Source organism: Hanstruepera flava (assembly GCF_023634025.1).
Taxonomy (GTDB): Bacteria; Bacteroidota; Bacteroidia; order Flavobacteriales; family Flavobacteriaceae; genus Hanstruepera; species Hanstruepera flava.
Map to the genome: position 1 here is coordinate 34,744 of NZ_JALJCW010000006.1, position 26,165 is coordinate 60,908.

At 34.6% G+C, this 26,165-nt stretch carries 20 protein-coding genes; 4 read left to right on the forward strand and 16 right to left on the reverse strand.

Annotated elements, in window-relative coordinates; translation table 11 throughout:
• Positions 1-2 precede the first annotated feature (2 nt).
• From MTX13_RS13820 to pabB, 10 genes are all read right to left on the reverse strand, one after another.
• A complete protein-coding gene (locus MTX13_RS13820; RefSeq protein WP_250436981.1) occupies positions 3-464 on the reverse strand; it encodes a (2Fe-2S)-binding protein in 462 nt (153 codons plus the stop codon).
• Between the two features lie 111 nt (positions 465-575).
• The gene (gene fdhF / locus MTX13_RS13825) at positions 576-3,305 is read right to left on the reverse strand and encodes a formate dehydrogenase subunit alpha (protein ID WP_250436983.1); all 2,730 of its coding nucleotides are present in this window, start codon (positions 3,303-3,305) and stop codon (positions 576-578) included.
• A gap of 6 nt (positions 3,306-3,311) precedes the next feature.
• Positions 3,312-4,964, reverse strand: a complete 1,653-nt coding sequence (locus MTX13_RS13830; RefSeq protein WP_250436984.1) for an NADH-ubiquinone oxidoreductase-F iron-sulfur binding region domain-containing protein — start codon at positions 4,962-4,964, stop codon at positions 3,312-3,314.
• 6 nt (positions 4,965-4,970) lie between these two features.
• Positions 4,971-5,795 carry a formate dehydrogenase accessory sulfurtransferase FdhD gene (fdhD, locus tag MTX13_RS13835; protein WP_250436993.1) on the reverse strand — a complete coding sequence of 275 codons (825 nt, stop codon included), beginning with the start codon at positions 5,793-5,795 and terminating at the stop codon, positions 4,971-4,973.
• An 86-nt stretch (positions 5,796-5,881) separates the two neighbouring features.
• Positions 5,882-7,549, reverse strand: coding sequence for a formate--tetrahydrofolate ligase (locus MTX13_RS13840; RefSeq protein ID WP_250437009.1), 1,668 nt, complete (start codon positions 7,547-7,549; stop codon positions 5,882-5,884).
• A 79-nt stretch (positions 7,550-7,628) separates the two neighbouring features.
• Positions 7,629-8,591: a YheT family hydrolase gene (locus tag MTX13_RS13845; RefSeq protein WP_250437011.1), complete on the reverse strand. Its 963-nt coding sequence runs from the start codon at positions 8,589-8,591 to the stop codon at positions 7,629-7,631.
• Positions 8,592-8,593: 2 nt separating this feature from the next.
• Entirely contained in the window at positions 8,594-10,213 is a 1,620-nt protein-coding gene (gene ade, locus MTX13_RS13850; RefSeq protein ID WP_250437013.1) for an adenine deaminase, read from the reverse strand.
• A 3-nt stretch (positions 10,214-10,216) separates the two neighbouring features.
• Complete coding sequence (locus MTX13_RS13855; RefSeq protein ID WP_250437015.1) at positions 10,217-12,610, reverse strand: protein-disulfide reductase DsbD family protein; 2,394 nt, start codon at positions 12,608-12,610, stop codon at positions 10,217-10,219.
• The gene (gene tilS, locus MTX13_RS13860) at positions 12,607-13,923 is read right to left on the reverse strand and encodes a tRNA lysidine(34) synthetase TilS (protein WP_250437030.1); all 1,317 of its coding nucleotides are present in this window, start codon (positions 13,921-13,923) and stop codon (positions 12,607-12,609) included. Before tilS ends, MTX13_RS13855 begins: the two co-directional genes overlap by 4 nt.
• Positions 13,924-13,938: 15 nt before the next feature.
• Positions 13,939-15,228: an aminodeoxychorismate synthase component I gene (gene pabB / locus MTX13_RS13865; RefSeq protein WP_250437032.1), complete on the reverse strand. Its 1,290-nt coding sequence runs from the start codon at positions 15,226-15,228 to the stop codon at positions 13,939-13,941.
• A gap of 83 nt (positions 15,229-15,311) precedes the next feature.
• Between pabB and MTX13_RS13870 the strand changes: the two genes are divergently transcribed.
• Positions 15,312-16,676, forward strand: coding sequence for a DEAD/DEAH box helicase (locus MTX13_RS13870; RefSeq protein WP_250437034.1), 1,365 nt, complete (start codon positions 15,312-15,314; stop codon positions 16,674-16,676).
• Positions 16,677-16,910: 234 nt separating this feature from the next.
• Positions 16,911-17,222 carry a GIY-YIG nuclease family protein gene (locus tag MTX13_RS13875; protein ID WP_250437035.1) on the forward strand — a complete coding sequence of 104 codons (312 nt, stop codon included), beginning with the start codon at positions 16,911-16,913 and terminating at the stop codon, positions 17,220-17,222.
• Positions 17,223-17,427: 205 nt separating this feature from the next.
• Here MTX13_RS13875 and MTX13_RS13880 read toward each other — a convergent pair whose 3' ends face one another.
• The 5 genes from MTX13_RS13880 to MTX13_RS13900 all read right to left on the reverse strand — a co-directional run bounded on the left by MTX13_RS13880 (position 17,428) and on the right by MTX13_RS13900 (position 22,123).
• Positions 17,428-18,012, reverse strand: a complete 585-nt coding sequence (locus tag MTX13_RS13880) for an ester cyclase (protein ID WP_250437037.1) — start codon at positions 18,010-18,012, stop codon at positions 17,428-17,430.
• Between the two features lie 86 nt (positions 18,013-18,098).
• Positions 18,099-19,040: a helix-turn-helix domain-containing protein gene (locus MTX13_RS13885; RefSeq protein WP_250437038.1), complete on the reverse strand. Its 942-nt coding sequence runs from the start codon at positions 19,038-19,040 to the stop codon at positions 18,099-18,101.
• A gap of 144 nt (positions 19,041-19,184) precedes the next feature.
• Positions 19,185-20,102 (reverse strand): DUF5694 domain-containing protein, encoded by a 918-nt coding sequence (locus MTX13_RS13890; protein WP_250437041.1) that lies wholly within the window; start codon positions 20,100-20,102, stop codon positions 19,185-19,187.
• Positions 20,103-20,489: 387 nt separating this feature from the next.
• Positions 20,490-21,719 carry an alpha/beta hydrolase-fold protein gene (locus MTX13_RS13895; protein ID WP_250437043.1) on the reverse strand — a complete coding sequence of 410 codons (1,230 nt, stop codon included), beginning with the start codon at positions 21,717-21,719 and terminating at the stop codon, positions 20,490-20,492.
• A 23-nt stretch (positions 21,720-21,742) separates the two neighbouring features.
• On the reverse strand, positions 21,743-22,123 hold the full coding sequence (locus MTX13_RS13900) for a MotA/TolQ/ExbB proton channel family protein (protein WP_250437045.1): 381 nt from the start codon (positions 22,121-22,123) through the stop codon (positions 21,743-21,745).
• A 187-nt stretch (positions 22,124-22,310) separates the two neighbouring features.
• Between MTX13_RS13900 and MTX13_RS13905 the strand changes: the two genes are divergently transcribed.
• Together MTX13_RS13905 and MTX13_RS13910 are read left to right on the forward strand one after the other, a co-directional pair.
• On the forward strand, positions 22,311-23,366 hold the full coding sequence (locus MTX13_RS13905) for a sensor histidine kinase (RefSeq protein ID WP_250437047.1): 1,056 nt from the start codon (positions 22,311-22,313) through the stop codon (positions 23,364-23,366).
• On the forward strand, positions 23,367-24,083 hold the full coding sequence (locus MTX13_RS13910) for a LytR/AlgR family response regulator transcription factor (protein WP_250437049.1): 717 nt from the start codon (positions 23,367-23,369) through the stop codon (positions 24,081-24,083).
• A 638-nt stretch (positions 24,084-24,721) separates the two neighbouring features.
• Here MTX13_RS13910 and lpdA read toward each other — a convergent pair.
• Positions 24,722-26,122: a dihydrolipoyl dehydrogenase gene (lpdA, locus tag MTX13_RS13915; RefSeq protein ID WP_250437051.1), complete on the reverse strand. Its 1,401-nt coding sequence runs from the start codon at positions 26,120-26,122 to the stop codon at positions 24,722-24,724.
• Positions 26,123-26,165 lie beyond the last annotated feature (43 nt).

The following is a 26,165-nucleotide window of genomic DNA, read 5'->3' on the forward strand; positions in this document are numbered from 1 at the left end:
ATTTATTTAATTTTATTAGCCGCTACTTCAATGGCCTTTTCTATACTGTTGTAAGAGGCACATCTACATAAATTACCTTGCATGGCGCTTCTAATTTCAGATTTATTTGGGTTTGGATTACTTTCTAGAAATGCTGAAGCTGTCATAATTTGTCCAGCTTGACAATAACCACATTGCGGTACATCAATTTCTTTCCAAGCTTCTTGCACAGGATGATCACCATTTTCTGAAAGACCTTCGATAGTCACTATTTCTGAATTTTGTAAGCGTGAAACTGTCGTTACGCAGCTTCTTGTGGCAACACCATCAATATGAACAGTACAAGCACCACATTGTGCAATTCCGCATCCAAATTTGGTCCCAACAAGGTTTATATGGTCTCGTAAAACCCATAGTAGTGGTGTATCAGATTCTACTTCAACGGTATGAAGTTTACCGTTAACTTTAAGATTATATGTTGGCATAAAATATGAGTTTAATTCGTAAGAAATTCAACGTTTGATTTGGAATCTCTTCAAGATACGAAAATTATAAACCCAATATTTTTTTTAACGAATAATTATAATTAGTGAGTTCTATATTAGTTCCTTTTTATATTTGCCTTTACTCTTTCTAATACGAACAGCGACCACTTTATATTCTGGACACATAGCCTCGCTATCATGGACATCTCCCGTAATATTATTAATCATAATATCTGGGAAATGGAACGTTGTACTTAAAATGCCTGGTTTTACCTCATCTGTGATTCGAGCCTTAACATCCACCTTACCACGAGGTGATTCTAAACAGACATAGTCTCCTTCATTAATTAAATGGGTATTGGCATCGTTAGGATGTATCATCAAATAATCGTCTTGAAGGATTTGTTCATTGGCTGTACGTCTGGTCATGGCACCACAATTATAATGCTCTAGTTCTCTATTTGTGGTTAGGATGTATGGATAATCTTTAGCGTGTTCTTTTAATTCAACCGTTTCTTCCCAAGGATTGAATTCAAATTTACCTAAACCTCTCTTGAATTCTGTTTGGTGCAAAATTTGTGTATCTGTTCCATCTGGAGCAACAGGCCATTGCAATCCATTCTTTCCTAATCGCTCCCATTTAATACCTGCAAAGAAAGGCACTATTTGAGATATTTCTTCTAGCATACCATCTGGAGTATAATTTGGTTGTGCATAACCCATTCTATTCATAATATCAACAATTATTTGCCCATCTGGTTTTGAACCTTCAATAGGCTCAACTACTTGACGAACAGCTTGCACACGACGCTCACCATTGGTGAAGGTTCCTGATTTTTCTAGGAATGATGCTCCTGGCAAAATAACATCGGCATATTTGGCCGTTTCTGTCATGAATAATTCTTGTACTATTACTAAATCTGTTGATTGCAATGCCTTAATTACTTTTTGTGTATTAGGATCGGTTTGTACAACATCTTCACCTATTATCCATATAGCTTTTAGTTTACCGTCAAGGGCCGCATCGAACATTTCAGGAATTTTATAACCAATGTGTTTTGGCACATCAACACCGTAAAATTGATTGTACTTTTTGTTAACTTCATCATTAGTGACGTCTAGATATCCAGCTCCTTGATGTGGTTGTACACCCATATCTGCAGAACCTTGAACATTGTTTTGACCACGTAAAGGATTTACTCCTACTCCACGTCTACCAATATTTCCTGTCATTAAGGCCAAGTCAGCTATTTGCATAACTGTAAATGTACCTTGCGAATGTTCGGTAACTCCTAATCCATGAAACGACATAGCATTTGGTGCCGAAGCATAAGCTATTGCAGCCGCTCTAACCTCCTCTCTAGTCACTCCTGAAACTTCTTCAATTTTATCTAAATCTATAGCTAATAATTCCTTCTTAAAATCTTCAAAACCTTCAGTTCTATTTTCAATAAAACTAGTATCAACAAGGTTTTCTGTTATAATGTAGTACATCATCATATTCAAGACAGCAACGTTAGTTCCTGGTCTTAATGCGATGTAATGGTCTGCATATCTGGCTAATTCTGTTCGTCTTGGATCTAAAACAATAGTTACATTATCCGATTTCATGGCGAACTGCTTTAATTTAGCTCCAGTAACAGGATGCGCGTCTGTTGGATTGGCTCCAATAACCATAATACAATTGGTATCTTTTAAATCGTCAATGGAATTAGTTGCAGCCCCTGTGCCAAACGTACGTTGCATACCCAAAGCTGTTGGTGAGTGACATACTCGTGCACAACCATCAATATTATTCGTATTAATAACAGCGCGGAAAAACTTCTGCATTAAATAATTTTCTTCGTTTGTGCAACGTGAAGACGAAATTCCAGCCATGGAATCTGGTCCAAACTCTTCTTTGAAACCAGTTAATTTTTCAGCTATGTAATCGTAAACTTCATCCCACGACACCTTTTCAAATTCACCATTTCGTTTAATCATAGGAGAATTAAGGCGTTCTGGATGATCGTAAAATTTAAATGCATAACGTCCTTTTAAACAGGTATGACCTTGATTGACTTCAGCGTCATAAGGTGCTTGAATACTCAAAATTTCTCCATTATGAGTTGAAACTTCCAAATTACAACCCACACCACAATACGTGCAAATAGTACGAGTCGTGTCAGTAGCCCAAATAGCTTTCGACTGAAATACATCTGAAATTGCAGATGTTGGACATGCTTGTGAACATGCGCCACAACTCACGCAGTCTGAATCCATAAACGAATCATCAAATCCCTTAATAATTTTGGAATCGAAACCACGTCCTGACATGCTTAAAACAAACTCACCTTGAACTTCATCACAAGCGCGAACACAACGGTAACAATTAATACATTTGGATAAATCTGAAGTCATGTAAGGATGACTTAAATCTTTTTCTCTAGATAAATGATTATCACCTTCAGGGTAACGTACTTTTCTAATACCAACTTGTGCTGCAACTGTTTGTAATTCGCAATTACCATTAACTTCACAGGTTAAACAGTCTAAGGGATGATCGGTTAAAACCAATTCAATAATATTTTTGCGAAGTGCTTTTACCGCTTCTGTGCTGGTATAAATATATTGACCTTCAACAACAGGTGAATGACAGGAAGCCATGGTTTTTACTGGTCCATTTTCTTCCAAAGCCACTTCTACACTACAAACACGACAAGACCCAAAAGGATCTAAATTAGGTGCATCACAAAGTGTTGGAACTACATGTTTTTCTTTATAACGACGTATGAAGGACAGCATGGTCTCACCTTCTACGATTTCAAATTCCTGATTATCTATATAGGCTATTTTATTCATAATCGTCTAATTAAAATACGGTTTTAATTCATCTTCAAAATATTGCAAAGCATTTCTAACTGGCAAAGGAATACCACCACCATGAGCACACAACGATCCTTCCTCTAGAGTCGTTAACAAATCTGCAAACAGTTTTTTATCAATTTTATAATCTGTTTTCAAGGCTTTTTCGGCTAGTTCATGACCTCGTTTTGTACCTAATCGACAAGGGAAACACTTACCACAACTTTCATAAGCTGCAAAATCAAATAAATGCTCAATGAATTTCATTATTGGGTAGTCAGTTGGAACAGAAACAACAGAAGCATGACCGAGCAAAAATCCTTCTTTTGAAAAGGATTCAAAATCGAGAGTTAAATCCTTAATTTTTGAAATAGGAACTAATCCACCTAAAGGACCACCAATTTGTAACGCTTTAATATCCGTTTTAAATCCTCCTCCTAGGTCATTAACAACTGTAGATAGAGGTGTACCCATTTCAACTTCGTACATTCCAGGATTATTAAAAAAGCTATCAAGCGATACCAATTTTGTTCCAGATGAACGCTCGGTACCAATGTCTTTCCATGCTTGACCACCGTTTGAAATAATATAATGCAAAGCAGCCAAAGTCTCAACATTATTTACTGTTGTTGGCTTGTTGAACAGTCCTTTTTGTGCTGGAAATGGTGGTCTTACTCGCACTTCAGGACGTTGACCTTCAATGGAATTGATTAATGCAGTTTCCTCTCCACAAATGTATGAGCCTTGAGCTTGAATAATTTTAAACTGAAAATTAAAGCCACTACCTTGAATATTTTCACCTATAAGTCCAGCTTCTTGAATTGCATCGATAGCCTTTTGAACAATTTCTACCGATTCTGGATATTCTGCTCTGATGTATAGAATACCGTAATTAGCGTGTGTAACATAGCCAGAAATTAGCATTCCAAATAACACCGAGTGTGGTTGGTGTTCCAATAAATAACGATCGGAATATGCTCCTGGATCACCTTCGTCTGCATTACAAATTATAAATTTAGTATCGTTTTCTACATTACGGCAAAACTGTAATTTCATTCCCATTGGAAATCCTGCTCCGCCACGACCACGAACATTTGAGGTTTTGATTTCTTCTAAAACATCAGCAGAATCTTGCCTAAGTGCTTCTAAAAATGGCTGATAATAATCATTAACATTGGTAAACGGCTTGGTTAATATTTGTTTCCCACTTGCCTTGACGATATAATTATCTTGATTTAAGTTTGAATCAGAATCTAAAATTTTATCCAGCTTATTTAAAGCATCGCCAGAATAATTTTTTCCATTATAATGAAACGCTGAATTCTCATGACAACGTCCTAAGCAAGTCATGTGGCCTATTTCATCAGCTTCAAAATGATTTTTAAGCGAATCAATAACTTGCTCTTGAGTGCCAGCGCAAACACAAGCCGTACCGTTACAGACATAAGCTTTTTTGTCTTTGTTTTCTGGTTTCAAGAAATCGTAAAAACTTGCCGTTCCAAAAGCATTAGCTTTACCTATAAGAAAGTCATCAGCCAATTTGGCCATAGCTTCTTCACTTGGCGCACCTTCGGGTTTGGCTAAATTGCCCAACTTATCAAACAGGCTTTCATTTACACCTTTTCTTCCTAATAATTCACTTAAATTATCTGACATATATTTTTAACTCACTTTAGTTTTTGTTGTATAATTCTTGGTACGTTCAGGATGCGAATAACATGTGGCACGTTCATCCCTACAAAATGCAAATAAGGTTATACCCAACTCTTTAGCATAATCTACAGCTAACGAAGAAGGCGCAGATACTGCGGCTAAAAAAGGTATTCTAGCTTTAAAACATTTAATAATAATCTCATATGAAATTCGACCACTAACTGTCATGATTTTAGCTTCTTTTAATTGATTGGAATTTATTAGTTTTCCAACTATTTTGTCAACAGCATTATGCCTGCCAATGTCTTCCATAGAGCATAATAATTCACCTTCAATAGTAAAAGCTGCTGCTGCGTGCGTACCTCCAGACTTGTTGAAAGCATGCTGTTTAACTTTCATTTTATCAAAAAGTTGATGGATTATGGAGATATCTATCTTTTTATTGTCGTCTATGGTTTTACCTATAAATGCCAAATCGTTTAATTCGGTTTTTCCACAAATTCCACATGAAGATACCGACAACAAACTTCTGCTATTAGCATAGCCATCCCCTAATTTGTCTTTAGGTATATCTAAATTAACAATGGTAACAACACCGTTATCGTTTTCTTTTTTCAAAATTAATTCAGGACTATAAGCTACATCTGTAATTAAATCTTCAGAATGCAGTAGACCACGTACTAAACTGGCATCATCACCTGGCGTGCGCATAGATACCGTAAAAGGTTCATTATTAATATTAATTTGTAAAGCTTCTTCAACAGTAAGACTATCTATAGTTTTGTCTACAGATACTTTATCAAACTTTTTACCTTCGTATTTGCGTGTAGCCATGCTTATAAACCTATAGTTCGTAAATTATATAAAGTTAACGAAAAAGACATCATGATTGTGTTAAAGCCTTTTTTGAAATTGAGGATTTAGAATAATCCTGAAATATTACCGTCGTTATCTATACTAATTTTCTCTGATGCTGGGTGAGCAGGAAGTCCAGGCATACGCATCATATCTCCAGTAATAGGTATTAAAAATCCAGCACCTCTTGCAATCTCAATTTCTCTAACTGTTATGGTAAAACCTTTTGGTCGTCCTAAAAGCTTGGGGTCATCAGAAAGTGATTTCTGGGTTTTTGCCATACAAATTGGCAATTTTTCAAGACCTAAATTGGCTATAGTTCTTAAGTTTCTCTTGGCTAATGCTGCATACTCAACATCATCAGCTCCATAAATTTTTGTAGCAATGGTATTAATTTTATCTTCTACAGACATATCCCAATTGTATAATGGTTTAAATTGAGAAGAACCTTCTTCAACAATATCAACAACATGTTGTGCCAAATCTAATGCTCCTTTGCCACCTTTTGCCCAAACTTCGGCAACAGCCACTCTAATACTCTGTGATTTAGCAAACTCTTGAATAACGGTTATTTCAGCATCTGTATCAGAAACAAATTTATTAATAGCAATAACAGGTGTAATTCCAAATTGTTTCACATTTTCAATGTGCTTTTCAAGGTTGGGTAAACCATTTTTTAAAGCTTCTACATTTTCTTCGGTAAGATTTTTTAAATCGGCTCCACCATGATATTTAAGTGCTCGAATTGTTGTGGTTAATACTACTGCTTTTGGTGATAAGCCTGCGCTTTGGCATTTAATATCTAAAAACTTTTCAGCACCTAAATCGGCACCGAAACCAGCTTCAGTAACGGTATAATCAGAAAGGGACATTCCCATTCTAGTAGCTATTACAGAATTTGTTCCTTGTGCTATATTAGCAAACGGACCACCATGAATAATAGCGGGATTACCTTCTATGGTTTGAACCAAGTTAGGTTTGATAGCTTCTTTTAAAAGAGCTGCCATAGCACCTTGTACCTTGAGGTCTTTACAATAAATAGGTTCACGGTCTTTAGTGTAACCAATAAATATATTTCCTAATCGTTCCTTTAAATTTTCCAAATCATCTGAAAGACACAGAATGGCCATGATTTCAGAAGCTGCTGTAATGTCAAAACCTGTTTCTCTAGGAACACCAGAAGTTGTTCCTCCTAATCCAATAACAATATTTCGCAGTGAACGATCGTTCATATCCATAACACGTTTCCATGTAACCGTTCTTGGATCTAATCCAACAGAATTGGTTTTACTTTGAATATTATTATCAATTACAGCTGATAATAAATTGTGAGCTTTCTCTATAGCTGAAAAGTCACCAGTAAAATGCAGATTAATGTCTTCCATTGGTAGTACTTGCGAATAACCACCACCTGTTGCCCCTCCTTTAATTCCGAAAACTGGCCCAAGAGATGGTTCTCTTAAAACCACAGTAGTTTGTTTACCTAATTGATTTAACCCTTCAGATAGACCAATAGACATGGTTGTCTTACCTTCTCCAGCAGGTGTTGGCGAAATGGCAGTAACCAAAACAAGATTGCTTTGTTTTACTTTTTCATTATCAATAATTGATTGTGGTAATTTGGCTTTGTACTTTCCGTACATGTCAATATCATCAACATTTAAACCTAATTTTTCGGCAATTTTACTAATATGTTCTAGCTGAATGTCTTTAGCTATTTCTTGATCTGTCATTGGTTAAATAGTTAGTTAAGTTAATTTAAAAACAGTATGAAATATACTGCTTTTTATTCTATTGATGAAATCAATTTCATTACGAATTGGTAAAGAATTGCAAGGCTCGCTTTTCATTGTAATAATACTCACCAAACAAATGAAAACCTACATGACCACCATGCTTTGGCATTTCTAAAAATAGATTTTCATTGTTTTTTGCCTCTTTTACAGGATAACATTCTGGTGATAAAAAAGAATCGTTTAAGGCATTTATAATTAAAGTTTTTGTTTTAATGTTTGATAAAAATTGAAGGCTACTTGATTGCTTATAATAATCGAAAGCGTCTATAAAACCATGTGCTCTTGATGTGTAAACGTGGTCAAAATCTATTAAAGTTTTAATTGACTTTATGTCTTCAATTTTCAGTATATCAGCGTGTTGCTTTTGTTTGGTTTTTAATCTACTAACAAGATGTGCCTTAAACCTATCATGATATGGCTTATTTTTTAGGGTATGCAGTTCTTTACACGAGCCGTGCAAATCACAGGGTACAGAAACAGCAATTCCGGCTTTAACTTCATTTGGAACGTTGTCTCGCTCTCCCAAATATTTTAATAGCATATTGCCACCAAGACTAAACCCTTTTAAATAAATTTCTGAATACTTTTGGGTTTCTAAAATATAATTGACTATTGCCTCTAAATCTTCCGTTGCACCAGAATGATAAGAACGATATTTTAAATTAGGTTCACCACTACAACCTCTAAAATTTACACAAACAGCATCAAAACCGTTTTTGTTGAATAATTTGGCCGTTCCGGTCATGTAAGGTCTTTGGGCATTACCTTCCAGTCCGTGAAGCACTATAATTAACCTAGATGTCGTTTGTTCTTCAGCAAAACTCCAATCCAAATCTAAAAAATCACCATCGGGAAGTGTTATACGTTCACGTTTTTGTATGATGCCATTTACACGTCTTATTAATCCTGAATAGACAGTAGAAACAAAACCGTTTCTAAAAAACATAGGTGTTTTATAGTCTGATTGAACTATCGGCATATTTAAACTTCTAATGGTGTAAATTGAAATACATTACCATCAAACAATCCTTTATCACTCAATTTCAAGGACGGAATAACCAATAAAGCCATAAAGCTTAAGGTCATATACGGAGCTTTCAAAGTACTTCCCAATTGTTTTGCCATACGGTCTAATTCTGCATATCGCTTTCCTATAGTTTCAGCATCTTGGTCACTTATTATACCTGCTACAGGCAATGGAACTATTTCCGTTTGATTATCGGAAACCGCACAGATGCCTCCTTTATGTTCTATAATTATATTAACAGCTTTACAAATAGCCTCATCAGAAACACCAACAGCTATTATGTTATGTGAGTCATGCCCAACCGAACTGGCAATTGCGCCTTCTTTTAAACCAAAATTCTTGATAAAAGCTAATGCTGGAGGTTCGTTGTTATAACGATTAACAACGGTCATTTTTAAAATATCGTTTTCAATATCGGAAATTAAATTTCCGTCTAGTACTAGAGCACTTGCTATAATTTCGTTTGTAATGAGTTGTCCCTCTAGAGCTTCAATAACTCGTATTCTTTCAATAGAAGATTCAATTCTGAAATCTGAAACTTGCTTTTTGTTCGTATTGAAATTATTAAGAATCTCAAAAGGGGTTGACGATATTTTGGATTCACCCTCATCAAAAACCAATTCACCATTAATATAGGTTTGTAGCGTTTTAAAGTTCTTTAAATCTTCAACTACAATACAATCAGCTAGATCACCAACCTTTAGTTGCCCAACATCCAATTTGTAATGTTCAACTGGATTGACACAAGCTGCTTGAAGTACCTTAAAAACATCTATGCCTTTGTCCACTGCCCTTGCACATAATTGATTAATATGACCTAATAATAAATCGTCTGGATGTTTATCATCACTACAAAACATCATATTGCCAGAGTACTCTGGCAACAAATCAATTAAGGCTTCAAAATTTTTAGCTGCACTACCCTCTCGAATCAACACCTTCATACCTTTTTGAAGTTTTTCCAAACCTTCATCGTAGGTAAAGCATTCATGATCTGTGGAGATACCTGCTTGAATATATTTTGTTAGGTCGTTACCACGTAGTCCAGGTGCATGTCCATCAATGGGTTTATTATAATGTTTTGCCCAAGCTATTTTTTTAAAAACTTCCTGGTCACCATAAATAACTCCTGGATAATTCATCATTTCGGCTAGATATTTAATATCTGGATTTGCCATAAGGGTTTTAATGCCGTCTGAATCTATAACTGCACCAGCAGATTCAAAACTGGTAGCAGGAACGCAAGAAGGCGCTCCAAAATTAAATTTAAAAGGGGTTTGTTTACCATTCTTAATCATAAACTCCACGCCTTCAACTCCTAAAACATTGGCTATTTCATGAGGGTCTGAAACCGTAGCTACCGTACCATGCTTTACAGCTATTCTAGCAAACTCACTTGGCACTAACATAGAACTTTCTATGTGAATATGGGCATCTACAAAACCAGGTAGAATAAAGTTTTTGACATTATGTGATTTCTCTTTAATTTCAGAAATCTTACCATTAGCAATAGTAAGCTCGCCAGAGTATATTCTGCGATTAGGAATATCAACTATTTGTCCTAATATCTCCAAAAGCTATTCTTCAAATCGTTCCAAACCTTTAATCAACCATTCGTAGTATTCATCTGCATCAGGTGTGTAAGCTGTTGTACGGTTTAATAATTCCATGTCATGGTTAAGAAGCACATAATATGGTTGCGAGTTGTTCTTAAAATTTAAAGTTTGCAAGGTTGCCCACTTGTCTCCAATAGTTTTTATACTTTTTAAAGTTCCATTGGCTTTCTTAAACTTAAACTGTTCGTCTTCAGGCAACAATTTTCTGTCATCTACATATAATGAGATGATTATGTAGTCTTCATTTAAAATATCGTACACTCTATCTTGACTCCAGACCTGCTCTTCCATTTTACGACAATTCACACAGGCCCAACCTGTAAAATCTAACATAATAGGCTTGTTTTCTGCTTTGGCTGCTTCGATACCCGATTCTAAATCCTTGTAGCAATTTAATCCTAAAGGACATTCTGATTCCTTTTCGTAAAGACTATAGAACATTGGTGGTGGAAAACCACTCAACAACTCTAAATTAGCATATTTGGTGTTTGTTAGACCTGGTAATAAATACACCACAAAGGCAAATACCAAAACTATAAAACTCCATTTACTAAAACTTATTTTCTGGAAAGGACCATCGTGTGGAAATCTAATCTTCCCTAACAAATACAGTAATAAGCCAATTCCTATAATAATCCACAGACCAATAAACACTTCACGTTTCAATAATCCCCAATGCTCTACTAAATCGGCATTAGATAGGAATTTTAAGGCCAATGCTAATTCAATAAATCCTAAAACTACTTTTACGGTATTTAACCATCCTCCCGATTTTGGTAACGAATTCAACCATTTTGGAAACATAGCAAACAAAGTAAAAGGTAAAGCCAAAGCAAGTCCAAATCCACTCATACCAAGTGTTAGTTGCGTTGCGCCACCATCGCTGGACAATGAGCTTCCTAAAAGTGTTCCCAGTATTGGACCCGTACACGAAAACGAGACAATTGCCAAGGTTAAAGCCATAAAAAAGACACCAATCCAACCACCAATTTTATTAGCTTTCGAATCCAGTGCATTACTCCATGATGCTGGTAAGGTTAGCTCGTAATACCCAAAGAACGAAAAAGCAAAAGCAATGAAAATTACAAAGAAAATAATGTTTAGGGTAACATTTGTAGATACGTTGTTTAGAATTTCAGGGTCTAAAGAATCTAACACATGAAATGGCAAACTCAATAAAAAGTAAATTAGAAAAATAAAGAATCCATAAAGCATGGCATTTGCCAATCCCTTTTTACCGTCACCCGAACTTTTAGTAAAAAATGATACCGTAAGCGGAATCATAGGAAACACACAAGGTGTTAACAAGGCAATTAAACCGCCTAAAAAGCCTAACAGAAAAATCATAAAGTTACTTTTTTCCTTAACTTCTTCGGCTTCAAAATTATCCCAACCCGTTACATTTAAGTTTAGGGCTTCAGAAAGCGCTTGACTTTTTTCATCAACAACAACGTCTGTTTTCAAGGTGCTTAAACTACCATCTATTGGCGTATAAAACGTTACGGTATTTGGAGGCAAACACCTGGAATCATCACAAACCATAAAAAACACTTCAGCTGGAATGGTTTTTAAATCCGTGTCGGTTAATTTGATTTTTTGAACAAACCTAGCTTCATTGGAAAAGTACTTGATATTCATATCAAACACAGGGTCGAATATAGCCTTTGTTTCTGGTTCGGTTGTTTTCCCTATTACAGTATAACCAACTTTTTCGTTGAAACTAAACGCTGTTGCTATAGGTCCATCTTCACGTTCTAAATATTGTGAATACAAGTGCCAACCTGGCTCAATACTTGCAATATACTCCACTTCGTATTCGTCGTCTGATAATTTCTTGGCTTTTGAAGTCCACGTAACAGGCTCAAATATTTGCGAATCTTTATTTGAATTATCTTGGACAGCATTTGGCAATTGAATATTAAAAATCTGACTATCAAAAATACATTGTTTATCATCGCATGCTTGAAAATCAACTTCACTAGTAATAGTTGATAATTCAGGATTTAGCACTTCAATTTTTTGAGTAAACGTAGCCGAATAATCAAAAAAGGTTAAATCCATTTCAAAAACCTTATCAAACTTGGTAATACTCTCACTTTCTTCTGCCTCTCCTACAAGTTTAAAATCTTTTCCTAAAACATCTTCATCGTATGTAAACTCGGTTGGAATTGCGCCTCCTTCTGGCAAGTGCTGCGAATATAAATGCCAATGGTCATCAATAATAGCACTATATACTATGTTGTATTCGGTATCGGATATTTTTTCAGCTTCGGCTGTCCATTTTACAGGCTGCAGTTGTGCTGAAAGTGAATTGAAAAATAAAAAAGCGACACATAAGGTAATTAAATGCTTCATTGGGTTAGTTCTATTTTTAATATCGTTTTTGTATTGTTAGTTAGTTTAAATCTGTTATCCATGCGGCTATTTAGAATCCAAATAATTTCATCGTTATTTGAAACTAACAGCAAAGCCTCTTCTTTTTCTGGCAACGACCATTTTTCATCCTTGAAAAACTTACTTAACTTCTTTTTCCCTGTCATTCCAAATGGGTAAAAATAGTCGCCTTTTTTCCATTTTCTTACTGTTAACGGATATTTTAACAAATCTTTATCAACAAAAATTGCAGAAGAATTCATTGAATTCTCGACGTCCACCTCTTGAAGTGATAACTTGCCCAAACTTGTTAAAACTAATACATCGTTATTTGAAACCAAAATAGGCTTAAAAAACTCATCAGCATTTAAAGGCGTTAATATTAAGCATTGTCTATCCTTAATTAATCTGTATAATTCTGATTTCACAAATTTACCAGATTGTGCATCGAGTAAATTATAAACATCATCCCACTCGGTAAAACCAAAATCTTTTAGCAATTCATAGAGATAGGCTTTCGGTTCAGAAAACTTTTTGATTTTTTTAATATCCAATACAATATGCTCACCATCAATTGTAACTACTTTTTTTTGAAATCGCAAAATAGCATCTTCTAATATCGTTTTTGAATCTTGAAGATGGTTTTGGGTTTTATTAAAATTTTGGAGCAACTTTGGATTTAATTCCTTTAAAACTGGAATAACATCGTGCCGCAATTTATTCCGCAAATATTTAGTTGAAGCATTACTACTATCCTCTCGCCATTTTATTTTATGCTGTTGTGCGTAATGTAAAATATCATCTCGCGAAAATGGCATTAATGGCCGAGCAATACTATCATTGAGTTCAGGAATTCCTACTAATCCATCCAAACCCGTCCCACGTGATAAATTAATAAGGAAGGTTTCCAGATTATCATCGGCATGGTGTGCTGTAAGAATATAGTCGTAATGCAATTGCTCGGCTAATTCAGTAAACCATTTGTAGCGCAATTCACGTGCAGCCATTTGAATAGATAACTTACGATCTTTAGCATAGCTTTCCGTATCAAAACTTTCAACAAAAACTTCTACATCCAAATTTTCAGCTAAATTCAAAACAAATTCTTCATCAGCGTCACTTTCAGCTCCCCTTAAGTTAAAATTACAATGGGCCAAACTGATTTTCAGCTTCAACTGATGACATAAATGTGTAAGCCCCACACTATCCAGTCCGCCAGAAATAGCTATTAGAAGTTTTCCTTTTTTTAGAAATGGAAAATTACTTTCTATATGTTCAGTAAACCGATTAAACATGCTCAAAAATAAGCTTTAATTTTCTAAAACCTCTCTCATAGCTCTTGCTTTCACTAAACACTCTTCGTATTCGCTTAATATATCACTTTTAGCTGTAATTGCTCCTCCAACAGAATAACTAACATATTTGTTGGTATCGTTATAGAGTATACTTCTTATAACTACATTAAAATCAAAATCACCTTGGGGCGAAAAATAACCCATTGCTCCCGAGTATAACCCACGTTTCGTTTCTTCAAGCTCTTCAATAATTTTCATAGCTGAAACTTTAGGTGCGCCTGTCATACTACCCATAGGGAATGTAGTTTTTAAAACATCAACAGGGTGCGTTTTACTATCAATTTCAGAAGTTATGGTAGAAATCATCTGATGGACTTGCTTAAACGTGTACACCTTGCACAACTCACTTACTTGAACACTTCCTTTTAATGCTGTTTTTGATAAATCGTTTCGTACCAAATCTACAATCATAATATTTTCTGAACGTTCCTTTTCATCTTGAAACAATACCGCTTTAAGCTTATTGTCCTCTTCTAAATTATCCGAACGCTTTGCCGTGCCCTTTATAGGTTGCGATATTATACTATTTCCTGTTTTTTTTAAATACCGTTCTGGTGAAGCTGACAAAGCATATTTATCATCCAGTTTTAAAAAGGTGGCAAAAGGAGGTTTTGAAATGTTATTAAGTTTCAAATACGTGTCTAGTGGATTAATTTGTGTGTCTTCCGCATAAAACTCTTGACAAAAATTAGCCTCATAAATATCACCTCGATGAATATGTTCCAACATCGTGTTCAACTTCTTAAAATACTCATCACGATGCATCCGCAGTTTTATTTTTACTGAACTTTTTTCATCATGAACACTAGCATTAAAATTTGTAATAGTTTTAAAATCTGTTTCTATTTCATCAGCTACCACATTCAGGTAAGACATGGTTATTTTGTTATCCTTAATTAAAAATAGTTTTTGTGGTTGAAAAAAAAACAAATCTGGGAACTGTAATCCATCAAAATTATTAGACTCCAGATTTTCAGTAGCGTTTTTTAAATCGTACGTTAAGTAGCCAAAAATCCAATCGGTTGTAGCACTTTGATAGTCTTTTAACTTTTCAAAAGTCTCCACATAATCGGTTTGAATACTGGTAAAGGCATCTACCGCCAAAATAGCATCGAAGCTAGAATATTTTTGCTCGTAATGGTTAGAATCCATCCAGACAACTTCCCGAAATTGTTGACTCCATTGCAAAACTTGAATCTTGAATGCTTCAAGATTTTCAACCTGATATGTTTGGCTTTTTCTCACTAATTATTGTTCATCACAAATTACTGAATAATTGTAGGCATTAACAAGCCTAAAACTCTATTATAAAAAATTACCTTTGCACTATGGAACAGAAAACTACTTTTCACGATTTAAAATTAAACACACCATTATACAATGCGTTGGATGATTTAGGTTTTGTAACACCTACTCCTATTCAAGAACAAGCATTTAATGTGGTGGCGTCTGGAAAAGATGTTGTTGGTATAGCACAAACCGGAACTGGAAAGACCTTTGCCTATATGCTGCCTATACTTCGAAATTTAAAATTTTCAAAGCAAGACAATCCGCGTGTTTTGGTATTGGTTCCAACACGAGAGTTGGTTGTTCAAGTTGTTGAAGAAATTGAAAAACTAGCTAAATATATTAATGTTCGTGTCTTGGGTGTTTATGGAGGTGTTAACATCAACACCCAAAAGCAAGCAGTTGCCCAAGGTTTGGATATTATTGTTGCAACACCTGGACGTTTATATGATTTAGCTGTAAGTCGCGTATTACAACTAAAGTCTATTCAGAAATTAGTGATTGATGAAGTTGATGTTATGCTAGATTTAGGTTTTAGACACCAGCTCATCAATATTTTTGATATTCTACCAGAGCGAAGGCAGAACATCATGTTTTCGGCAACCATGACTGAAGATGTTGATGATTTAATTACCGATTTTTTTATTGCTCCAGAACGGGTTTCTATTGCAGTTTCTGGAACACCTTTAGAGAATATTGCTCAAACTAAATATACCGTTCCTAATTTTTACACCAAGCTTAATTTATTGGTTCATTTACTGAAAGATAACGAGACTTATAATAAAGTTTTGGTGTTTGTAGCCTATAAAAAAATGGCTGACCGTTTATTTGATGCGCTTGAAGAACAGTTTCACAATGAAACCTGTGTAATACACTCCAACAAAACGCAAAACTATCGTTTACGCAGCATAGAGCAATTTCAGGAAGGCGAGCATCGCATCTTGGTAGCAACCGATGTTATGGCACGTGGTTTGGATATTGACAACATCTCGCATGTTATTAATTTTGATACGCCAAACTTCCCAGAAAACTATATGCACAGAATTGGTAGAACGGGTCGTGCCGAAAGAAAAGGTAACGCTCTGTTATTCCATACCGAAAAGGAAACTGAAGCTGTAGAGCGTATTGAGTCGTTGATGAACATGACTATTCCAGAAATTCCTTTTCCTGATGAAGTTACTATTTCAACCGAATTGATTGAAGAAGAACGGCCTCAAATAAAGGAACGCAACAATCCGTTAAAACGAAAGCTTGACGACGAAGTTGGTCCAGCCTTTCATGAAAAGAAGGATAAAAATAAAAAGGTTAATCTAGGTGGCTCATACAAACGAGAAATTGCCAAAAAGTATAAAAAGCCTAAAACTAGAGGTGATAAGAATTATAATAAACGGAATAAAAGAAAATAATACTGCTGTCATTCCTACGAAGTCAATAACACTCAAGGTTTTGTCATTCCTGCGTAGGCAGGAATCCAGAGATTTAACAGAGTTAATCAACAAATATTAGGCACTCAACAACACTAACCTCATGTCATTCTTGTGAAGACAACAAGACATTACTTTGTCATTCCTACTTTTCGACTTACGCTCAGGATAAATTCCAGCAGGAATCCATTTTCAGAAAATTACTAATTTAGAAGAATGCATAAAAACATTCACCAATACTACCTATATATACTTTCAAACAAATACAAAGGCACAATATACATTGGCGTTACAAATGATTTAGAGCGACGTGTGTTTGAGCACAAAAACAAACTAGTAGAAGGTTTTACCAAAAAATATGGATTAAACAAATTGATGTATTTTGAGTCCTTTCAATATGTTAACGACGCCATTAAACGTGAAAAGAATATGAAAAAATGGAAGCGCCAATGGAAAATAAATTTAATTGAAGTAGATAATCCTGATTGGGATGATTTATCAAAAGATTGGTCTTATTTAATTGATTGATATAAAAACTGGATTCCTGCCTACGCAGGAATGACAATAAGCGGAATAAACGCAAGTGATTTTTTGGTTTTGTTTATCGGTTCGTGTTTGAGCAGTAACGGAATCACTTGCACATCGGCATATTACAGGGCCTTATATAAAAGCAAAATCGGTTTACATCTGAACGTAATCCGATATTGTTTGTGCACATTAATATGGGTAGTTTTTACTGTTTTTGAATCACTTTTAATTTTCGTTTCATTCTAATGGCTATAAATGTTGGAATTAATGCGATTAACAATCCAATCATTAATCCCTTTAATGTAAATTTCAACGTTTGTGGTGTGTCGATGTCATGACGCTGATTCCAAAACTCAACTATTTTACCTTCTTCATTAAACCTCATTACATTAATTATATAAAAAGGTTCTGCGGCAATAAATCTCCCTAGAATTGTTTTGGTGCTTTCCGTTGTAGCTGTCCAATGTGTAGCAACTAGGTCGCCCTCTGCGACTTGATAATTGATTTGACCTCCAAGTTCTACGTTTTTCCAAAAGAAATCAGCAATATACTTTTGCTCTATAGCAGGTTCAGTGACACCCTTACGGTCTCCTATGTCATGAACAACATATTCACTTGCCACGTATTTGGCATATTTGTCCGTATTATTAGTGAACCAAAGATCCTGATAAAAATTACGAGCAATTCTTTTATTTCTTTCTTCAAGGTTTGTTGTTGAAAGATTGACCTGTTGCGAATGAGCGGTAATGGGAACTACCAAAACTGCATAAATGATAATTAAATGCTTCATGATTTAAAATTTTAATGCAAGCTAAACCATGATAACAAATGAGATTTAATGCTAAAAGCCACTTTAATAGTGCTGTCAGCCAAAAATTAATTTTTACAAGAAGGTAGACGTCCGAAATATTTCTTGTAGGCCTTGGTGAAACTAGATGGATGCGAATAACCCAATAAATAGCTCACTTCAGTAGGGCTTTTAGCATTATGTTGAATTTCCTCCATAGCAAATTCCATGCGTACCCTGTTTCTGTATTCAAAAGGCGGTAAACCAAAAACTTGTTTAAATGCATTCTTGAACTTGGAAGGTCCCATATGCGCCATTTTGGCCAAATCAGAAATGGCAGGGATTTGATTATTGGTAGGGTTCCTGAGAATTGTCGAAATTTTGAATAGGTTTTTAAGGTCTTCTGGGTGCAGTTTTCCCGGGTTTATACCTTTTTTATGACTTTTCAATTTTTTAAAGAACTGCTGTACGAAATCGAGAACGAGTCTATGGCATTTAATTTTATTATCCATGGCAGCTAACGCTAATGAAAGCTTCTTGTCTAAAACAGGATCTAAATCTTCGTAGATTAGACTTTTATCTCGATCAATTAAATCCTTCCAATCCTCAAAGTAAGAACTTAAGAAAGTGTCGCTAAAACGGATAGTGGCTACCTCAGATTCTACATGAGGTGGTATTTGAGTTTCTATTTTAAGGTCTGGCCCATATAGCAAAATACCGATTGGGAGGTGCTTTTGAAAATGAATGACTTTACCGCCAACCTTTTTCTCTTGCTTTATTCTTGATAGGTTGATATGGATAACATACCATTTAGTGTCGATAGGATTAACCGAGGTCATCGAAATAGGAACTTTGAACGGTGCATTGCCAAAATGATGAAATTCAAGCTCTCCAGGAAACTGAATGTACTTGACAACATCACCCTCAATGATCGCAGGATTTGGCTTTAGTCCATTATCTGTCTTTGTGAAGTTAAAGTAACGATCGAATTGTTCTATTATATTTTTTGTGATGTCAAGATAAATCTCCATAGATAGTTAAACGGTTCTAGATTTATTGCTTACAACGACTTGTTATGATATCGTTATAATATAAAACAAGTAAGCGCATTTGGCTAATATCTCATGATAAACGAAGTTCGCTTTTTCCAGCTTTAAAATCCAAGCCTTGTACTCTTAATTATTTAAAAGGTTATTTACTTCGTAAAGATTAAACTCTGGGTTATCTTCAAAGAATTGCTTCAAATGTCTAACATGTCCGCTGCCAAAAATGATTAAAGCTCTATCACCTTCTTTTGTATGTTCAAGAATGTTACGATAAATGAATAAATTTCGCTTGTACCATTCAGCTGCTACTTCTACGCCAATGTTATTAAAATCAAAAGAGCGCATTTTATACGGAAGTCCATCAATTTCCTTTTCAATCTCTTTATAACTAAACAACACATCTGAAGTATCTTTTACAGAAATAGCTACGTTGTTGTAGTAATTGTGATTATTCAAGATTTGCTGCCAATCATTCAGATAAACAAGATTTTCTCTTACTGTATTCTTAATGAAGTTTTTTTGTCGCTTATCCATTTGAATTTTGTAATCTGTATTGTATTCTTGATACGATTTTATTGAAAGCGTGTCTGCAATATAATCTGCATAAGGAGCTAAATATGCTCCATGACGGTCTACTGCTATGATTTCTTTAATCTTTAGTAGTTTAGCTAACTTAAATCCTATTTGATAAACTTCGTTTTGCCCATCTTTAATGTCTTTTAGTGACAAGCGGTTATTTATGTACAGACTAAACAGACTGTCTAGTTTAGCTTGTTGGGAAGGTGAAAATTCTACAAAAATTTTAGTTGGTTTATATTGAACCAACAAATCAACAACCTCCCGAATTTCGGCCTGTCGCCTTTTTGTAAAATAATCATCAATTTCCAGGTTGTAAGTGTCCATTCCAGGGTTATTAAAATGATAGACTCCCAAGATCATCACCTCTTTTGTTGCTAGTGAGGACAACTGTGAGGGTTTAAACTTGTTTTCATTTTGATTACATCCGGCAATAATAGCTGATACAATAAAGAATATGATTAATCGCATTATATTCACATTATGTATTTTATTAGAGTGACAGGCGAAGTTCTTAAAATTAGTTTTCAAAATCAAGTTAATGCTTTTTTTGACCTATAAAGTTAACCAAAAAAATCCCCTGCCCACTGGCAAGGGATTCGCAAATAATCGCATTAGTCTTCAAAACCTTCCTAACAATAACTTATTACCATACATAAGTTCGCTCTGAAAGTCAAATTGATTATCTGCATTACACTATTAATCAAGGTGTAATATCTTTAAATTTTATGTATTACACAACTTTACATTTAACGTTTTTAGAAAAGATTTAAACAATTCCATTAACATCATTTTCAGTTAATTGCATAAAAAAAGCGACCTCTTGATCGCTTTTAATTTTATAGCTAAACGTTTTTACTACCTATTCTCATACTTCTCAATTTTAGCCTTATGGTAGTCATTACCACTAATTTCATAAGCACTTTTAGCATATATTAAGGCTTTTGCGAAGTCCTCTTGCGTTTCATAATAATCTGCCATGGAATCGTAGGCATTGGCACTATTAGGGTAATACGCTATAGCTTTTTCAAAATATAGTTTAGATTTATCCTGCTGTTTCATTTCCATATTCATATATCCACACATATTTAAAAGATCTTCAGGATAAGGTGGCACCACATAGCCAAAGTGCCTTTCCAGTTTCTCTGCACGATGCTCAATAATACGTTGCAATTCAGCTAATTCAGTTTCAGGATTATTTATTGCATCCGTATTTTCCATTTGGTACCACTGAAAAAGTGATATCAAACCATCTTTAATAGACGGTTGTGGAATAGTGCCATGTAAATCATTAGGATAAAATTGCCATTCGTAATTAAGTCCGATTGATTCATTTGTGTTAATAAATTGGGACAATTCAATATTAGAACGTGCAAACAAAGTATAATCAGAAGTATCTTGCATAACGTTATCTATAGTTATATTAGAATCCTGCATGTGCAATTGTCCACCTAAAGACATAAATAAACCCTTTCCGGTGAAATTCTTATTCAGAAAATCTGATTTAGCTTGTTTCATAATTTTTTGATCATCCCAATCTAAACTCGGATCGATACTTATATAATTTGCAAACAAATCTGGTTGATTTAACATGGTATATATAGTAAATAATCCAGCATACGAGTGCCCAATTAACGTTCTGTAATTGGTTACTGGGTATTTGTCTTCTATGTACGGAATGAGCTCTGTTTTTATAAAGGACAAGAAATGTTTTGCCTCACCATTTTCTTCATTATAAGGCATTCCGCGTCTTGATGTGATTTTTGAAGTCGTTAAATCTCTAGTTCTGTTTTCGGCATTAGAAATACCTACAATAATCATTTCTGGCATAAAACCACCACTATAATAATCGTGAACATTAACGACCGTTGGTAACAGTACATCGCCATCTAAAATATAAATAACAGGGTACTTTTCTTTTGAATTTGCATTATAACTATAGGGCAGTTGAACATAAACATCTCTAGATTCATTAAGAATATTAGAATAGACGCTATCTTTTTTTCCTATTTGATACAAATAGTCCGATTGGGCGCAGATAGTGTGTTGTAAAACAAAGCCAATAATTACATATAAAACTGTTCGCATTTTGATATATTTAATTTTGTTGATTAATCTTTTTGTAAGCCTTTTAAAATTAGAATACCAACTCTTGCTATAATAAACGTTAGTAAACCATAAGTTGCTGTAATTAAGGAAACCTTCAGTCCGGCAGCAAATATTGATGGGTCAGGATCACCCATGGCTTCAACCGTATCAAAAGCCGTAATTAGCCCTAAAATAGATGCAAAAAAACCAATTACTAAACCTAACAAACTGCTGTCTATAGCTAGACGGAGCATTTTTTTAGATTGTCCAGCATTTGATTTTAAACTTGTAAAACCTTTTATTAAAAAGACTACAGACAAGATTAAACATATTGTAATTAGAGACATCATTACAGGACCTCCATCTGTAAATGGACTAAATAAAAACGGAAATAGAAAAGTCATAATTTTTGTTTTTTTGTTAATGTATTCAAACTTATGGCGTTTTTGAAAATAAAATTATGGTTTTGCGATAGTTAACCTATTTAGCACTGTAGAAAACAAAAATGCAGAAACCAGACCTAATCTTGTTATCTGTCTATAAAATTAACATTCTAGCGAAAATTCGTTGTATACTTGTAAACAGTCTATCATGATGTTAAAACAATTAATCAAGAAATTAGTTTTTAAAGGAGTATTGCACACGCTGTTTTGGTGCTGTGTGTTGCTGTTTTTTACGTATTTCTTCGATTCAAATACGTCAAATTATCAAGACACTTTACTGTTTTCATTGTTTTTAATGCCCATTACAATGGCAACAACCTATGTTTCCATCTATAAACTCATACCTGACTATTTAGTTAAAAAACGCTATTGGCTTTTTGCAATTTATAGTGTTTACACCTTAATAGTATCTACATATTTAATAGTGGTTTCCGTTTTTTTTAGTCTGATTTACCTAGCTGGTTTTGAATACTCCAATATGAATCCGCTTACTCAAAATATCATTATAGTAGCTTCGGGTGTGTATTTAATTGTGGTAATAGTAAGTGCCTTTAAACTAATGCGAATAAATTTAAGCCACGCTAAAAAAACCAAGGCTCTTGAAACTAAAATTCTGGAAACCCAACTAAAGCTTAAAGAACAAGAACTGAACTATTTAAAAATGCAAATACATCCGCATTTTCTGTTCAACACACTCAATACCATGTATGGCTTTGCCCTTAAAAAAGCCGATGAAACACCAGAGATGATTTTAAAGCTATCAAATCTGCTCGACTACCTACTCTATCAGGCCAATAAACCATTTGTATTATTAACTGACGAAATTCAACATATTGAAGATTATATCGAGCTTGAAAAAATGCGCTTCAACAACACCTTAAATATTATCTTTGATTATGAAAACGTTAACGACACCACCACAATTGCGCCTATGTTGTTGTTACCCTTTGTTGAAAACAGTTTTAAACACGGTAGTTTAATGGAAGGTGTATTAACAATAAAAATTAAGCTGACTTCCCATGCTGATACGATTTCATTTTTAATTGAAAACACTAGTTTTAAGACTGATGATACACCATTACATGGCATCGGACTAAAAAACATTGAAAAGCGATTGGAATTGCTTTACAGAAATAAGTACGATTTAAATATTATTAATAACGACAAATCGTTTAAAGTAGAACTACATTTAAAAACCAAATAAGTGTCAACCCATAAGAATATAAACTGTTTAATTGTAGATGACGAGGCTATAGCACGCGAAGTTATTAGCTCGCATGTATCAAAAATTGATAACATAAAAATCGTTGCCAGTTGCAGTCATGCTATGGAAGCCTTTAATATTATTCGCAGCCACGACATTGACTTGGTGTTTTTAGATATTAACATGCCTGATATTAGCGGCATCTCTTTTGCTAAATCCATAAACAGTGATATCAAGATTATTTTTACAACAGCCTATCGCGATTATGCTGTGGAAGGATTTGAGCTACAAGCGGTTGATTATTTATTGAAACCCATTTCGTTTGAGCGACTGCTAAAAGCTGTAAACACCTATTTTGAAGTGTATAAAAACACGCAACAAGAAAGCTTAAAACCACAAGAAACCAATGCGTTTATGTTTGTACGATCTGATAGACGTATGATTAAAATTGACTTTAATGCCATTGTTTATATTGAAAGCTACAGCGACTATATTAAAATACACTTACCAAAGGAAACCATAGTTACGCGAGAAACCATAACAGCCATTGAGGCCAAATTACCCACAACCGATTTCTTACGTATTCACCGCTCGTTTATTGTTTCTATTGCCAATATTTCGTCGTTTACCAACGAGCATGTTGTAGTTGGCAACCAAGCCTTAACCATTAGCAGGAGTTATAAAAAAGAGGTGTTAAAGGTTTTGGAGCGGTATTAAGAAGAAAAGCAAGTTTTGTTTATAGTGATCTTGTCAAAATTAAGTTATGACAAAAAATTACTGATGGTTTTTGTTAGCATGAGTTATTTTTTAGATTGAATGTTCAAATCATCAATTTTATTTCCAATTTCATTAGAAAATTCAGTCGTTAAACTTATTGATTTCCTTAACTTGTCAATTAAATCTTCTAGTTGGTTTAGTAATTTTTTCTTGGCTATATTTAAATCTTTTTGAATTCTTGGAAGAGATTCCACACTCTCATATAATCATCTCCTACATCCTTATTTATAAGCTCTTGTGGATGAATTTCAGAAATTCCAGGTGCTGAATGAGTTTCCCATTTAATTAAATCAATTATTATATTCTGTTTAACTCAGAATGTCAAATTTAATTCTTTTGTCACCTCTTCAATGGCAATTCTTTCTTCTTCTAAATCAGAAGGTGAAGCAATAAAAATTGAATATTTTGTTACAGTTTTTGCCATTTGATTTTATAATTTTTGCTAACGAAAGTTAAAATTTTATTTAAAGAATTCGTGTTCAAGCTATAAACAGTTAAAAACAAAAAAAGCGAACCATTTGGTTCGCTTTTATTATTAAGACCTCTCGACTCCGCTCGAGGTGACAATCCTTTTTTGACTAAATATGCAATGCACGATCATCGGTAGCAGCTAAAGCCGCTTCTTTGATAGCCTCTGTAAATGTTGGATGCGCATGAGACATTCTGGAAACATCTTCAGCAGAGGCTCTGTATTCCATAGCCACTACAGCTTCAGCAATCATATCGGCAGCACGTGCACCTATCATGTGAACACCTAAAATTTCATCTGTATTTTTATCGGCAAGGATTTTTACAAAACCATCCAAGTCCATACTCGCTCTACTACGTCCTAATGCACGCATTGGAAATTGACCTACTTTATAATCTACACCAGCTTCTTTAAGTTGCTCTTCAGTTTTACCAACAGCAGCTACTTCTGGCCACGTATAAACCACGCCTGGAATTAAATTATAATCGATATGTGGTTTTTGCCCTGCAATAGTTTCAGCTACAAAAACCCCTTCTTCTTCAGCTTTATGTGCTAGCATGGCACCTTTTACTACATCACCAATAGCGTAAATATTACTGGCTGATGTTTGTAAATTCTCATTAACCTCAACTTGTCCTCTATCGTTTAATTTTACACCAGCTGCTTCAGCATTTAAACCATCTGTATATGGACGACGCCCAACAGATACTAAACAGTAATCACCTTTTATTTCAACTTCTTCTCCTTTTTTGTTATCGGCTTTAACAACTACCTCATCTCCTACACGCTCAACCGACTTCACTTTGTGAGACACGTTCATGGTAAATTTTGCTTTCTTAAAGACTTTGTTAAGCTCTTTAGACAATCCTGAATCCATTGTTGGAATAATACGGTCCATATATTCTACAACCGTAACTTCAGCACCTAATCGTCTGTAAACCTGACCTAACTCTAAACCAATAACACCACCACCAATAACGATTAAGTGTTTTGGAATTTCTTTTAGTTTCAAAGCTTCGGTTGATGTAATGATACGGTCTTTATCGATATTGATAAACGATAAATTTGACGGTTTTGAGCCTGTAGCAATAATGGTGTTTTTGGCTTCAATTTCAGTTGTTTCATCACCAGAAATTGTAATATGCGTGGCATCTTTAAAACTGCCTAAACCTTGATAAACATCAATATTATTCTTCTTCATTAAGAAATCAATTCCACCAGTAGTTTGATCGACTACGGCTTGCTTTCTTGCAATCATTTTTTCTAAATTCACTTTAATATCGCCTGGAACTTCAATACCATGCTCTTCAAAATGTTTTACAGCATCTTCGTAATGGTGCGACGAATCTAAAAGGGCTTTACTAGGAATACAGCCTACATTAAGGCAAGTGCCACCAAGTGTTGCATATTTTTCGATTATTGCGGTTTTCATACCTAGTTGCGCACAACGTATAGCTGCTACATAACCTCCAGGTCCAGAGCCAATAATGGCTACATCGTAAGAATTCATATGATTGTTTTTATTCTGAAATTATTAAAACGAGTACAAAAGT

What these genes read in the sequence shown, in the direction of transcription:
- MTX13_RS13820 (WP_250436981.1), bottom strand. Translation starts at nt 464, where the DNA reads ATGCCAACATATAATCTTAAAGTTAACGGTAAACTTCATACCGTTGAA.
- fdhF (WP_250436983.1), bottom strand. Translation starts at nt 3,305, where the DNA reads ATGAATAAAATAGCCTATATAGATAATCAGGAATTTGAAATCGTAGAA.
- MTX13_RS13830 (WP_250436984.1), bottom strand. Translation starts at nt 4,964, where the DNA reads ATGTCAGATAATTTAAGTGAATTATTAGGAAGAAAAGGTGTAAATGAA.
- fdhD (WP_250436993.1), bottom strand. Translation starts at nt 5,795, where the DNA reads ATGGCTACACGCAAATACGAAGGTAAAAAGTTTGATAAAGTATCTGTA.
- MTX13_RS13840 (WP_250437009.1), bottom strand. Translation starts at nt 7,549, where the DNA reads ATGACAGATCAAGAAATAGCTAAAGACATTCAGCTAGAACATATTAGT.
- MTX13_RS13845 (WP_250437011.1), bottom strand. Translation starts at nt 8,591, where the DNA reads ATGCCGATAGTTCAATCAGACTATAAAACACCTATGTTTTTTAGAAAC.
- MTX13_RS13855 (WP_250437015.1), bottom strand. Translation starts at nt 12,610, where the DNA reads ATGAAGCATTTAATTACCTTATGTGTCGCTTTTTTATTTTTCAATTCA.
- tilS (WP_250437030.1), bottom strand. Translation starts at nt 13,923, where the DNA reads ATGTTTAATCGGTTTACTGAACATATAGAAAGTAATTTTCCATTTCTA.
- MTX13_RS13870 (WP_250437034.1), top strand. Translation starts at nt 15,312, where the DNA reads ATGGAACAGAAAACTACTTTTCACGATTTAAAATTAAACACACCATTA.
- MTX13_RS13875 (WP_250437035.1), top strand. Translation starts at nt 16,911, where the DNA reads ATGCATAAAAACATTCACCAATACTACCTATATATACTTTCAAACAAA.
- MTX13_RS13880 (WP_250437037.1), bottom strand. Translation starts at nt 18,012, where the DNA reads ATGAAGCATTTAATTATCATTTATGCAGTTTTGGTAGTTCCCATTACC.
- MTX13_RS13885 (WP_250437038.1), bottom strand. Translation starts at nt 19,040, where the DNA reads ATGGAGATTTATCTTGACATCACAAAAAATATAATAGAACAATTCGAT.
- MTX13_RS13890 (WP_250437041.1), bottom strand. Translation starts at nt 20,102, where the DNA reads ATGCGATTAATCATATTCTTTATTGTATCAGCTATTATTGCCGGATGT.
- MTX13_RS13895 (WP_250437043.1), bottom strand. Translation starts at nt 21,719, where the DNA reads ATGCGAACAGTTTTATATGTAATTATTGGCTTTGTTTTACAACACACT.
- MTX13_RS13900 (WP_250437045.1), bottom strand. Translation starts at nt 22,123, where the DNA reads ATGACTTTTCTATTTCCGTTTTTATTTAGTCCATTTACAGATGGAGGT.
- MTX13_RS13905 (WP_250437047.1), top strand. Translation starts at nt 22,311, where the DNA reads ATGATGTTAAAACAATTAATCAAGAAATTAGTTTTTAAAGGAGTATTG.
- lpdA (WP_250437051.1), bottom strand. Translation starts at nt 26,122, where the DNA reads ATGAATTCTTACGATGTAGCCATTATTGGCTCTGGACCTGGAGGTTAT.